The organism is Microcoleus sp. CAWBG640 (genome assembly GCF_020883015.1).
Classification (GTDB): Bacteria; Cyanobacteriota; Cyanobacteriia; order Cyanobacteriales; family Microcoleaceae; genus Microcoleus; species Microcoleus anatoxicus.
The window spans coordinates 150,640-164,185 of sequence record NZ_JAHRFC010000001.1 but is presented as its reverse complement, the minus strand read 5'-3'; the positions used below and the strand labels follow the sequence as shown (position 1 = coordinate 164,185).

Sequence of the window (13,546 nt, the reverse complement as noted above, 5' to 3'; positions counted from 1 at the left end):
ACCAATGATCCGACAAATTTGGCAACGCATCCTCAACCTGTGGCGGCTTCTTCAGCGGCGTTTCCGCAAACAACCTGCAACGCCACCGCCAAAGCCTCCGATTCGCTCTTTTGGGGAATACGAACAGAAATTCATGGCACTGTTAGAGGGTGTTGCAGAAGGCTGGAGTCGGGGCGAAATTAAAGGCTTTTTAATCGGTAGCAAAATCAATGATGCTGAGTGGGTAAACTGGCTGCAAGAATTTGGAGAAAGGTTGCTGGTATCGCCGGAAACGCATTTAGAATTGGGTGGGCGGATGGTGCGGCTGGGTGAGATGAATTGCGGGAGAATTAGTGAGGTTGCGGGGAATATTGGTAGGGAATTGTTGCCGCCCGTAAAAGGCAAAGAAACCCGGTTTTTTCCTGTTTCTGGGGGTGGTAAGGAAGTATTTCCGCCAAAAAACCCGGTTTCTGACAACCCGCCACCAAAGCGTAAAGGAGAAGTCAGTCAACAGGCTATAGAATTATTTAACCAAGGAGTCGATCGCTATTATGCAGGAGATTTAGCAGGGGCGATCGCAGCCTTCGAGAAAGCCTTAGAAATTGACCCCAAATACCACGATGCCTGGAACGGGCTGGGCAATGCCCTAGGAGATGTGGGCCGCAACAGTGAGGCGATCGCAGCCTTCGAGAAAGCCTTAGAAATTGACCCCAAATCCCACATTGTCTGGAACGGGCTGGGCAATGTCCTAAATGATTTGGGCCGCAACAGTGAGGCAAAAGCAGCCTACGAGAAAGCCTTAGAAATTGACCCCAAATCCCACTTAGCCTGGAACAACCTGGGCAATGCCCTAAGAGATTTGGGCCGCAACACAGAGGCGATCGCAGCCTTCGAGAAAGCCTTAGAAATTGACCCCAAATACCACTTGGCCTGGAACGGGCTGGGCGCTACCTTAAATGATGTGGGCCGCAACAGAGAGGCGATCGCAGCCTACGAGAAAGCGTTAGAAATTGACCCCAAATTCCACATTGCCTGGAACGGGCTGGGCGCTACCTTAAATGATGTGGGCCGCAACAGTGAGGCGATCGCAGCCTACGAGAAAGCGTTAGAAATTGACCCCAAATTCCACATTGCCTGGAACGGGCTGGGCGCTACCTTAAATGATGTGGGCCGCTACAGCGAGGCGATCGCAGCCTACGAGAAATGCTTAGAAATTAAAGGCGATCAATTCTGGGCAGCTTGGGCAAATCGAGGTTTCGCATTTATCGACTCAGGGCGCTACATTGAAGCCATTCAAAACTGGGATAAAGGCTTGCAAAAATATCAGCCCAGCAACCGCGACTATCGCCTCGCTTGTGGCCAATTGCACCAGCAAAAAGGCAAGGCACACTACAAACACGCCAAACAAACATTCACTTATTTTGAATCTTTCCACAAAGCCAAAGCCAGCTACGAACAAGCCCGCGAATTCTTGAAATCGCCCCTAATTCCAGAAACTTATTTAGAAGTAATGCAAGGCTTAATTACCGTCTGCCGCAGCTTGGGAGATCCCAAAACCAGCGATTATCTTACCGAAGCAAAAACCGTCTTAGAAAATTTACTTTTAGACAATGAAACTCACCCCGAAATCAAACAGCGACTCCAGCGTAAATTTGCCGGACTTTACCAACTAGAAGTTGATATGTTTGTCGAGGCTGGCGACAAAGAAAATGCCCTGGAAAAAGCGGAATCGCGGAAAAACTTTTGCCTGCAATGGATGCGCGCAACTTCACAAAACCGCACCGCCAGCCCGACTTATTCCCAAATCCGAGACTTACTGGCAAACAACACCGAAACGGCAATTATTTACTGGCATCTCAGCCCAGTTTCCCTGACTGCTTTTATCATTACCCTAGACAAGTTTAAAGTCATCGCCACACCTGTCACCGATATATTCGCAAAGCGCGACAGTCAGAGTTTAGAAAAATGGCTAGAAAACTGGAAAACCAATTATCAAAACTACTGCCAAACTACCAACAAACAGCAAAGCAAAGAATCCCATCCCTGGCGCGAGTCAATGACAGCGCAATTGCAAAAACTCGCTGACATCCTCAAAATTCCCGAAATTTGTACGCACCTCACCAATATCCAAAACTTAATCTTAATTCCCCACCGGGACTTGCACCTACTGCCGCTAGATTCGCTGTTTCTGCCTCCCTTCCCACTGGAGGGGGTAGGCACGGGGGCACTACCCCTACAAAACCCTGGTAGGAGCAATCCGCCCGTGGTTGCCCCCAAAATCCGCACCATCACCCGCCTACCCAGCGCTCAAATTGCCATCCAACAGCAACAGCAAAACCCCACGGAAATCGCACCCAATTCAATGCTGATGGTAGAGCACTCGCAAGGCAAAAGCGCCTTAAAATTCACCCAAATCGAAGCAGCCGCCATCAGTCAAATTAACCAGACTAATCGCGCCTCCAATGCAGCCACGAAAACCGCAATTATTGAAGCCCTAAAATCCAATAGTGGCATCTTTCATTATACAGGTCACGCCTACCACAACACCGAAAAGTCCGAGAATTCCGCCTTACTTTTAGGCACCGGTGAAGAATTGACATTAACCGACATTTTGCAGTTAAAATTAGTCGATTATTACCTAGTCTGCCTCAGCGCTTGCGAAACAGGTATCACCAAGAAAGGCGAGTTAATCGATGAATTTGTCGGCATAGCCAGCGGCTTTTTGCCGGAGACTAATTATGTGATCAGCACTCTGTGGCGAGTGGACGAACGTTCTAGTGCTTTGTTACTGATTTATTTCTACCAGTTATGGAAGCAGGGAATCCAGCCACCGGCAGCCCTTCAACAAGCCAAAGATTGGCTCAGGGAACTGACGAATGGTAAGCTAGGAGAGTGGTACGCGGGAGAGTTGTTACCTTTGCTGAGAGAGGCTGAGTTTAAAAGCATATTCTTTTTTGAAATGGAAGCTTCGCGGTTGCAAGAAATTTTAGATATAATAGATGAGAAACCCTATGAGCATCCTTACCATTGGGCTGCTTTCACTATCACCGGCAACGGCTAATACCAATTTAATGTGAAGTTGCATATATCTCGATCCCCCTAAATCCCCCTTAATAAGGGGGACTTTGAGAAGACTCTTGTCCCCCCCTTATTAAGGGGGGTTAGGGGGGATCAGATTCTATGCAACTTCGCCCAACTCTTGATTTTAAAATAAAGTGTTGGGTTTCGCTATCGCTCTACCCAACCTACTGTATCTTTCACTATCACCGGCAACGGCTAAAATATTATGACTTCTACACAAGTTACTTTATCGGGATTCGATCAGTTTGCGCCGAAAGCTTTTTTAATCGCCCTCGCGAGATATGAAGCACCTCTTTCGCCTGAGTTGATAGCTGAAGTGAATGATGTTGGTGCGGCTTTGGTGAATGGCGAGTTAGAAAAAGCGTCTACACTTATTAGTATAGCTCAAAAAGATGCGGCTTTTTATGAAGATTTTAAGAACGCTTACAAGGCGTTGCAGACACTTGATGAGTCGGAGGAAAAGAATAAGCATTCGCGTAAGTTAGATGAAACTACTCCTCCACGGGAGACTGATGATGATGATATTGAAAATTTTTTAGCCCCACCTTTGACTGATGCTAATCCGCAGAATAGGGCAAAGCGGTTGTTGGGACAGGCTAGTGATTTGGTGGAACGGGTTTATCGATTGATGTTTTGATGATTACCCAAGAAACCGGGTTTTTTACGAAGTTGAAGAGTCCAATGCAATGTTGTTATGAAAACCCGGTTTCTGCTTTTGGGGCTGGCAGATACGACCAAGAAACCGGGTCAACACGCCTAGATGGGCGAAGCATTCGCGTTTGAAATCTCTGATATAACCTATAGGATATGGGCGCGAATGCTTCTCCCCTACAAAAATGCGATGCACCCCGCTGCTGTACCTCATAACAGCAGGAACCGGTGTAAATGAGGTGTTTTGGGAAAAAATTAGTTTCTGAGTCATGGGCTGGCGTATATTTAAGAAACCGGGTTTTCCGTTAGGTTAAATGTTGAAGGCGATGTTTTGGGAAAAAACCCGGTTTCTGCCTCCATGTTATATAAGTACCGGGCGAAAGTAACCATTAGAAACAGATTTTATGCTCAAATTAGTTGACCCTACCCTGAATTTATTTAGCTACACTCTTAAACAAGGGTTGGGTGTCGGTGAACCGGAAACTCGCAAAGTCTACCGCAGATTTTTAGATGATTTGTCTTCACAACTTCAAGAAAAGCTGACTGTTTCTTTTACTCCCGAACAAAAACAAAAATTTCTGGCACTACAGAAGAACAAGGAACGGTTGGTCAGTAATTACAACCAAATTGTGGAGATGAGAAATACTTCTCGTCTGAATCTCCAGAAGCTGATGGATGCGATGGGGAAATTGTCTCAGTTTACGATCGACCTTAATTATCTAGAATTTCAATACAGTACAATTAAGGTTAATCTGGAAAAGTATGAGGCTAAGTTAGTTGAAATTAAAACTAAGGCTAGACTTAGTGATGATTTGAGATTTTTGCAGGATTTTTTCAACAAGGCTGAACAAACTTATCCTAAGCAAATCCAAAAAGATATTGACAATTTCCGTCCTTGTTTGGAAATTTTGCAGAGTCTGACTGATACAATTAGAGGTACGGTTGAGATTCGGAAGGCTGAGAGCGATCGCACTTTTCAGACTGCTGTCGGCATACTTGGAGTCGGACTATCAACTGGTGGCACTGTCGCTTCCGTAGCTTCTGCAACTGCTAATTTTAAAACAGAAATAGCACAATATCCCAAACTCAATTTTGCCATAAATATGGTGCCAATTTTTTCTCCTGGTTCGGAACTGAGGTTGATTCTGGGATCTGGTATTCTATCAGCATTAGCGGCTAGCTTGGTGACAGCGATAATTATAGGTGTGTGGTTGCGAATTTTCCGGCGTTAGTTTCGGTAATTTAAAATTGAGATGAGTCCTAATTACTCTACCAAGCCCCAAACCCGATAAACTAGATAGATAAACTCGATCGATCCCTATATCCAGAGTCGGTAGTTGTGAATGGCGCGCCCTGAAAGTCCTTGCCTCAGTATAGCGATCGCTCGCCTGAAAGCCGCTGGGGCAAACCATTTTGCTACCTGGGTTCTACAGGCCCCCTATCCCAGCGGTTACGTTCACCACGATTGTATGTGGCCCCCCACCCTATCCCAAGCGTGGCAAGCTTGGCAAGAGATGTTCTCCTCCTCCGGGACAATTCACCAATTGCCCTCAAATTCTGATGGTAGTTTCATCTCTGTGGAACATAGCCAAAAAATAGTCGAAACAACCGAAAAACCAAGCCCTTACTCCCTACAGCTACCTCCATTTTCAGGAGTATCCGTCCACGTCCCTCAAAGGGGTGGCGGTGACAGGGGGGAACCAACTCCGCCGCCACAACCGACTAGCTACAGCAGTCGCTTGATGCAGCATTTTGGCATCAACCTTTGGCAGTGGCTGTTTGAAGGACCAATTCAAGGTAGTCTCCAAGAAAGTAAAGGTATCGCGATCGGACAAAATCAACCTCTACGAGTACGACTAGACTTGCGGGAACCCTATTTAATTGCTTTACCTTGGGAAATTATGCAGCCTCAAGCCGGTCAACCGGCAATTTCTCTGTCCCAACAATTGCTGTTTAGTCGCACTACCAGCAATGTTGAGCCTTTGGGGCCGCTGCGTCTGGCCGATTCGCTCAATATTTTGTTAGTTTTGGGACAATCAGATCCTGGCAGTGTTGTCAATAGTCAATCTTCTAGCACAAATCATCGTCAGTTGCATTTGGAAAAAGAAGCACTAGCCTTGCGTCTGGTTCTGGAAAATGCTAATAAAACCGACGACAGTGGTAAATACTCCGAGGTTAATGTTCCCACTCACGTCGATACTCTGATCGAACCCACCCCAACAGAATTAATTTCTCGCTTGGAAACACAAGCCTATAACATCTTGTTTTATGCCGGCCACGGGATGCCGGGGCCTGATGGAGGTTTGTTGTTTTTGGGGCCGGACACGATTATTAACGGCACTGAACTGGCTCAGGTTTTAGTCCGGTGTCGGGTGACGTTGGCAGTATTCAATGCCTGCTGGGGAGCTCAGCCGGCCATGGAGACGGTTGATTCTAGCAGTGGCCAGAAACAGGCGATCGCCCGCAGCAGTTTGGCAGAGGTATTGATCCATCATGGGGTGCCGGCGGTGTTGGGGATGCGGGATTCGATCGCCGATCGCGAAGCCCTGAGTTTTATCCAAACTTTCGCCCAAGCTTTGGCTGGAAGGATGTCCATCGATCGGGCTGTGGCGATCGCCAGACAGCAGCTACTAACGCTTTACAAGTTCAATCAACCGGCTTGGACACTGCCGGTGCTGTATATGCACCCGGAGTTCGATGGTCAATTGACTGAACCGGTAGATGACATCAAAACAGAATTACCTGTAAATTCTGCTACTTGGCTGGGACGTTTGCCCTCCTGTGCTTATTTGCGGGGGCGCGATCGAGAAGAGGAAACAGCCCAAAGTTCTAACCCCAATCAGGTTTGGCCAATTCGGGGTGGAATGGTGCGAGTCGGACGTTGGGAAGAAAACGATGTGGTGATTCGAGAACAGTGGGTTTCTCAAAAACACGCGGAAATTTTCTGTCGCAACAATATCGAAGATGGCCGGGAAGAACCTCGCTACTTCCTGCGGGATTTCTCTCGTTATGGCACTCTAGTCTTGGGGGATGAGGGATGGCAAAGGGTTCACCACCAGGAACTGTTGTTGCGATCGGGCACTCAGCTAAAATTTGGCAGTTCTCAAGGTCAGATTTTTGAGTTCACGATCGAGGTGCCAACAACTTCTACCTAAAATTAAATGGATTGCGGAACCAATACAGGTGATAGTGTAGCTAGTTTTAGCAATCGGCGATCGGGACAGCAAAGTTTTAGACATTGAGTCTCAAGTCTAGAGTTAAAAAAAATATTCACAACTCGCAACTCATACTTCCCATTCATCCCGTTCTGTATTTTTTTCCCATTTAGGTATTAAATTATGGCTCCCCAACCTTCTGATTCTCAATATTTTCGCGACTGTGAAACTCAGGTTGAGATGGAACTTCTGGCAACAATTGTTCAGACCGATGTTGCTTATCCCTGGAATCCTGCACAGGTTGAATCAGAATCTTATTTGATGGCTTTAGAGCAAGAATTTGCAATATCCGATTCCTTCAGCGACACGGATATTGCCCAGAAGTCACAATTATTATTCTCGCAATTAGAACAAGTCTGGCTAACCACAACTTTGCAAAAGTCTTTGCGGGATAAATTTGTGAGTTTTCCTCAAGATTTACTCGCCAGCATCGCACAAAGTGTCCAAAATGCCACGGTCAAATATCAATATTTAGCCGACCAAATGGTAGAGTGCGTGTTAGATATTTTACCTCAGTGGGATGAGGAAGATTTGCAAGTTTTATCCCGTCCTTTGGCCTATGCGATGCGAGATGTTGAAGGGGAAGGGGGAGAATTAGGGATGGTTTTTAGCAAACCTTGGGCAGAATTGTCGGAAATAGAACGGGCTAAATATAGTTTGACTGTGGCGCGCTATGCAATATCGCAATTGGAAGTTTCTGATTGAATGTTATGTAGTTTACGGTTAGACCTGATTTATTTAACCGCAGAGGAAGCTCTTGACGCAGAGGAGGAGAAGAGAGTGCGTTGAAGAAAATTGTGAAAATGTTAAAATGTGTTTACATTGTGTTTGAAAGCTTTTGTAGACTCGATCGGGCATTTCACATTTATGACAAATTCCAGATTTCACCTTCGAGACTTTAAACGCCCCGTGCCGATCGCCACCTTAGTCCTATTAGGGGTAGTGGCTTTCGTAAGTGCGATCGTCGGGGCGTGGTTTTCCCATGAAGGCACTGTCAGCGGTATTTTTGCCCAAATCAATATTTGGCAACAAAACCCGCCTGTGTGGCTCGAAGTGCCTGCTGTCAGCCAGATGTATTTATTACTCCCGACTCTCATCCTAGTATCAACAGTCTTCGCTGTATTGAAAATTTCGCCTCAGCCCCAGAAATGGTCACAGGCTGTGGTAGTTGCGATAGTTTTGGCTTTAACAATTCGCTACTTCTTGTGGCGATCGCTCGCTACTCTCAATCTCAGCAGTCCCCTCAATGGTATCTTTAGTTTGGGGCTGTTTTTCCTAGAAATGTTAATGGTTTTCACTAGCAGCAGTCTACTTTACTTCACGCTGAGAGTGAAAGATCGTGGCAGAGAAGCCGATCGCATGGCTGTTGCCGTTGAGTCAGGATACTTTTCCCCTTCCGTAGATATTTTAATCCCAACCTACAACGAACCAGCCTTTATTTTAAGGCGCACAATCATCGGTTGTCAAGCCTTAGAATATACCAATAAAAAAGTATATTTACTCGATGATACTCAACGTCATGAAATCAAATTATTGGCAAAAGAACTCGGATGCGAATATATAAGCAGACCAGATAATCGCCACGCAAAAGCTGGCAACATAAATCATGCCACAGCTTTAACCAATGGAGAACTCATAGTTGTTTTCGATGCCGATTTTATTCCAACCACCAACTTTTTAACCAGAACTGTAGGATTTTTTCAAAATCCAGAAATTGCCCTTGTTCAAACTCCTCAAAGCTTTTACAATCACGACCCCATCGCCCGCAACCTCGGATTAGAAAACATTGTTACTTCCGAAGAAGAAGTATTTTATAGACAAATTCAACTCCTCAAAGATGGTGCAGAAAGTGTAATTTGTTGTGGCACATCTTTTGTCCTCCGACGCAGCGCTTTAGAAGCAGTGGGAGGCTTTGTCACAAATTCCATCTGCGAAGATTATTTTACGGGAATTCGGCTATCAGCAAGTGGATATAGTTTAGTTTATTTAAATGAAAAATTAAGTGCAGGTTTAGCTGCGGAAAATATAGATGCTCACCTAACTCAAAGATTGCGCTGGGCGCGAGGCACCCTCCAGGCATTTTTTATCGATTCCAATCCTTTAACTATTCCGGGGTTAAAATTGCGACAAAGACTGTCTCACTTGGAAGGATTGGTGCACTGGTTCACCAGTTTAAGTAGAGTTTTATTACTGTTGATGCCTTTGGCTTACTGGTTTTTAGGCATCCTTCCCGTGCGGGCAAATTCCCAGGAATTAGTGTATTTCTTTCTGCCTTATTATTTAGTCCAAATTACGGTGTTTTCTTGGCTAAATTACCGATCGCGGTCTGCTTTACTTTCTGATGTCTACTCCTTTGTCCAGTGTATCCCTTTAGCGATGACGGTGGTGAGTGCCATGCTCAATCCGTTTGGGAAGGGATTTCAGGTGACACCAAAAGGACTTGCTAGCGATCGATTTCATTTTAACTGGAATTTGGGATGGCCTCTGATCGTCTTGTTTCTAGTTACCGCTTGGGGTTTGTGGCAAAATTTAAATATTTATTTATTTCACAATATTGGTAGTGGACAGGAAGTAGCAGCAAGCGCCGATGCATTAAAAGGGATGAGTTTTGGCTGGATTTGGAGCGTTTACAACTTGCTGATGTTGGGGATTGCGCTACTAATTTTGGTGGATATTCCTAAACCGGATATTTACGAATGGTTCAATTTACGCAGGGTTGTACAATTGAAGATTGGGGGTACAACTTTTTGGGGTATAACTACTGTAATTTCGGAAAGTGGTGCGGAAGTGGCTCTGACTCAGCAGCCGAGTTTTGGGCCCAAAGGTAAAGCTAACAAAAATAGTTTGATTACAGCCGAAAATTTGCCCAAATATGCTGTGAGGGGAAATGTTTCCCAGGGTGCAACATTCAACTCAAGCCAGCCATTCCAATCAATGCTTGAGTTGGAAACAGAGAGTAGTTTTCCTACAGATTTGATAGATTGTGCATCGGCTACTTTGGAAATTATGGAAGAGCAATGTTTGATTCCTGTGGCTAAGATTGAGTTGGTGAGGGATAAATTATTGCAGTTGGATTCAAGTTTTCAGTCGGCAGAATTTCCGACAGTCCGAATTGCCTTCGATCGCCTAAATATTAACCAACACCGTTGTTTGATTGAAATGCTCTATTGTCGGCCTGGACAGTGGCAAGGGGTAGAAACACCGGGAGAATGGCGATCGCTTTGGTTGTTGTTGAGAATTGCTTTGAAACCACGGGCTATTTTTGAAAGAAATCGACCCGTTAGGGCGATCGCCGTTTCGCAAGTTTAGCTACATCTCCGTACCCTGAGCGTAGTCGAAGGGTTCCATATAACTGGTTCCCAGGCTGGAGCCTGGGAACCCATATCTAGAGGCTCTGCCTCGCTGGGGGGGGAAATAGAAATTGAGGCAGAGCCTCCGGATCAGCATTACCAGGCTGGAGCCTGGTAACGAGTAGAATTTCACAGTATAAGTATTGCCGTAACATAAAGTTAGTTATTTTTCTCGAAAATACCCAATCTATGAAACTCCACTCATCTTTGGTTTATACAACTGCTTTGGTAGCAAATGTGCTCCTAGCATCTGTCACCGCTTTCAGTATCAGTGTTCAAGCCCAGACGAAAAACTCTAGTGAGAATTATCGATCTCAATGCAGTTTTTACGGACAGAATCAACCACAAGCACAAACAATCGGCTGTTCAATTAAGCAGAATCCCAATCAAATTATCATTAATTGGGATGATGGGTTCACAACTAATTTGGTGTTTTCAAAAGATGGTGTTTGGCAATCAATGCCATCTCGCTCCAAAGCAGATGTAACATATTATGCTGGTAGTGGACAAGTATCGAGGGTCGAAATTTATGAAGGCCCAGGTAAAGGGATTCTGGTTGTGAAGCCAGCTTTGAACTAAGCTGAAAAATTCTGGATCTATCTGAGAGATGACGATGGCGGTTTTGGGGTGGGTGCCTTGGGAAGAGTACGAGGTGGTGGTGATGGAGTCGGCAGATTGACGCTACTGCGTGTAAACCACCATATAGCAGTACCCAGAATCGCGATCGTCATTAAGAGTGACAAAATAACTACGGGGGTTTTATTTTTTTGCACAAAAATATCAAATTTTAGATTGTATTTTAACACATAAATAAAACACTTTTTTGTTAGATTCCCTACTTCTTAAAGAAAGTGGGCATCTGAGAATATCGACACAAACTCACTGGGAGCATCCCGATTTTGCATAGGCGAAGCATGACCGCTGTAAATCTCTGGCGCAAGCTAATAAATTGTCTGCGGTCATGCTTCGCCCCTACGAATATACTTGTAAAATAGAGATGCACCCAACTCACTCCTGTGGTTGGCTAGACAATCGCATTTTCAATTCATCCCGAAAAGCAATCACCGCATCAAACTGTTCCTCTGGCTTGACATAATTAGCTAACAACTCCATGTCACATTCTGGCAACAACTCACTCCTGACAACGCATTCATAGCCCTCCGCCCGCCGATGATGAATCGTAAATCGTCCTGCTTCCCACACCCAAACTTCCGTCACTCCCAGCCCTCGGTAAATCTCCAACTTATCCACAATGCCACTACTGAGCACAACCTCGATCGCTAAATCTGGAAAATCCTTTTTTTGTCCCAAACAATAGCACTCATCAGGCTCCAATCCGCGCTGCTTAGAAACCTTGCGAAACGTTGCCGAACCGATCGCATGAAAGCGGGTACGTGTATTCTGAAAATATGCTTCCATCAGCATCCCAATCATTTTTTTGAGCTCTTCATGCAGGGGAGATGTACTCATAATTTCTAACATTCCTTCCAAATAGCTCAACCGCAAAGCTGGAAAATCATCGCCAAAAGTGGCTAACAATAATTCATACTGTTGCCAACTTACCCCCTCCAACACCACGCGCTGTTCTGGCAAAGATTCAGCTATCACCGGAGACACAACTTGAGAAGTCATAGGATTCACCATCCAAACTTGTTGTTCTATTTTAATATAAATTATCCCTAATTATCAATTTATAACCTACATTCCACACTCACGAATAGCTCACAAACCAGATATCGGTACAAAATCATAACCGTAACTGGTGCGATTTCCCGGTTGCACAGTTACTAACTGAACGGCTTGATTGCGATCGCCCGAAGCTAAAAATCGAATCGCACCATTCGCCCCCATTACCGAAAAATCCGACGCTGAGAGAGCTTTTTGAATACCGCTACGAGTCGGATTCACCTGTAAACCAGCAATTAAAGCTTTCGCCGCGTCGTAGGCTAAAGCTGTACGCCAACTGACTTCAGCATTCCACAAAAGTTTTGATGCTTGGGGAAAACTGGACTGGGGATCTGCCAGAATGTGCCAAGGAACTGCGATCGTCATACCTGTTGCTCCCCCTGCACCAATTTGTAGTATTTTAGCCGTATAAGCGCCATCTCCGGCTAATAATGGCAACCGTTTCGCGTTGAATTTCACTACTTGCAAAGCTTGCTCTATGGTGCTAGAGTTTGATGCTAACATGATAGCTTCTGCTCCTTGGGCGATCGCCTTTTCAACGCTATCAGCAGCATTAAAATTGCCGTTAGCTAAATCAAACTCCGATATAATTTGTCCTCCATCTGCGTAGATAGCCGTGGTAAATTCATTTTTTAAAGAGTTGCTGTAACTGCTGGTCGAATTAAAAAAAATCACAACTTTTTGCTTTTTCAATTTTCCTAACATATAGCGAGAAAGAGCATTAGCCGCAAATCGATCGCTCGGTACTGTCCGAAATATATTACTACCAACCCCAGAGAGTTGTACAGAGGTACTGGTAGGAGAAATTGCTACTAATTGATTTTGTTGATAAACCTTACTGGCTGCGAGGGTGACATCAGAGCCAAAATGTCCGACTACTCCTAAAATTTCCGATTTTCTGGCTAAATCACTGGCTATTTTGGAGGCTATCTCTGGGTTATTATCATCATTAGCAATCAGCACTTTTAAAGGAATACCGCTAATCCCACCACTTTGGTTGATTTCATTTTGAGCTTGAGCCACGCCCCGTAGAATTTCTTGAGCTGCATTGATATCGCTACCAATGGGAACAGCCACAGCAATAGTATAGGATTTTTTGTCGCCAATCCGGGCGTTATTGAGATAAATTAAGGCTTCTGGATCGTTGCGATTTGTTTGTAGGGAGGCTTCTAGAGTCGAAATAGCTGTGTTGTAGTTGCTAGAGGCGATCGCCGCTACAGCTTCTTGTTTTTTAGTCGTTGCTCCCCCTGGAATTAACAGTTTTTCTCCTAGGCTCAAACGCTGCTCAATGGACTGTTGTGATTGCGAAGCATTGGCTGTTGTGGAATTGTCAGAAATCAATTTTTCCGAAGACTTACTCCCTAAATTGATGTCTTTACTCTTTGTCAGCCACCAAATACCTGCACTGGCTAGCCCCATGGTAATTGCTAAGGATAACACTAGAATAACTGTTTCATTTTTTTGAGACATGGGTGTAAAATTTTAAATTGTGGATAATTTGTATATTTTTGATTAGTAAATCAACTTGTCTGCGGCTGAACCAAGTCGAAGTATGGGGCCTAGGGTACTTGGGCTCCAGCGTTG

At 45.0% G+C, this 13,546-nt stretch carries 9 protein-coding genes; 7 read left to right on the top strand and 2 right to left on the bottom strand.

Annotation, left to right across the window (positions count from 1 at the left end; translation table 11 throughout):
• Positions 1-4: 4 nt before the first annotated feature.
• From AAFP11_RS00715 to AAFP11_RS00685, 7 genes are all read left to right on the top strand, one after another.
• Complete coding sequence (locus AAFP11_RS00715) at positions 5-3,040, top strand: tetratricopeptide repeat protein (RefSeq protein WP_341735277.1); 3,036 nt, start codon at positions 5-7, stop codon at positions 3,038-3,040.
• 225 nt (positions 3,041-3,265) lie between these two features.
• On the top strand, positions 3,266-3,697 hold the full coding sequence (locus AAFP11_RS00710) for a hypothetical protein (protein ID WP_341735276.1): 432 nt from the start codon (positions 3,266-3,268) through the stop codon (positions 3,695-3,697).
• A gap of 418 nt (positions 3,698-4,115) precedes the next feature.
• Positions 4,116-4,943 carry a hypothetical protein gene (locus tag AAFP11_RS00705; RefSeq protein WP_341735275.1) on the top strand — a complete coding sequence of 276 codons (828 nt, stop codon included), beginning with the start codon at positions 4,116-4,118 and terminating at the stop codon, positions 4,941-4,943.
• 111 nt (positions 4,944-5,054) lie between these two features.
• Entirely contained in the window at positions 5,055-6,866 is a 1,812-nt protein-coding gene (locus AAFP11_RS00700) for a CHAT domain-containing protein (protein ID WP_341735274.1), read from the top strand.
• A 183-nt stretch (positions 6,867-7,049) separates the two neighbouring features.
• Positions 7,050-7,631, top strand: a complete 582-nt coding sequence (locus AAFP11_RS00695) for a hypothetical protein (RefSeq protein WP_341735273.1) — start codon at positions 7,050-7,052, stop codon at positions 7,629-7,631.
• 162 nt (positions 7,632-7,793) lie between these two features.
• The gene (locus AAFP11_RS00690; protein ID WP_341735272.1) at positions 7,794-10,235 is read left to right on the top strand and encodes a glycosyltransferase family 2 protein; all 2,442 of its coding nucleotides are present in this window, start codon (positions 7,794-7,796) and stop codon (positions 10,233-10,235) included.
• Positions 10,236-10,465: 230 nt separating this feature from the next.
• Entirely contained in the window at positions 10,466-10,855 is a 390-nt protein-coding gene (locus AAFP11_RS00685; RefSeq protein WP_341735271.1) for a hypothetical protein, read from the top strand.
• A 429-nt stretch (positions 10,856-11,284) separates the two neighbouring features.
• On the opposite strand, the gene AAFP11_RS00680 is transcribed toward AAFP11_RS00685, so the two are convergent.
• The gene (locus tag AAFP11_RS00680) at positions 11,285-11,908 is read right to left on the bottom strand and encodes a Uma2 family endonuclease (RefSeq protein ID WP_341735270.1); all 624 of its coding nucleotides are present in this window, start codon (positions 11,906-11,908) and stop codon (positions 11,285-11,287) included.
• Between the two features lie 90 nt (positions 11,909-11,998).
• The gene (locus tag AAFP11_RS00675; protein ID WP_341735269.1) at positions 11,999-13,432 is read right to left on the bottom strand and encodes an ABC transporter substrate-binding protein; all 1,434 of its coding nucleotides are present in this window, start codon (positions 13,430-13,432) and stop codon (positions 11,999-12,001) included.
• Between the last annotated feature and the right edge of the window lie 114 nt (positions 13,433-13,546).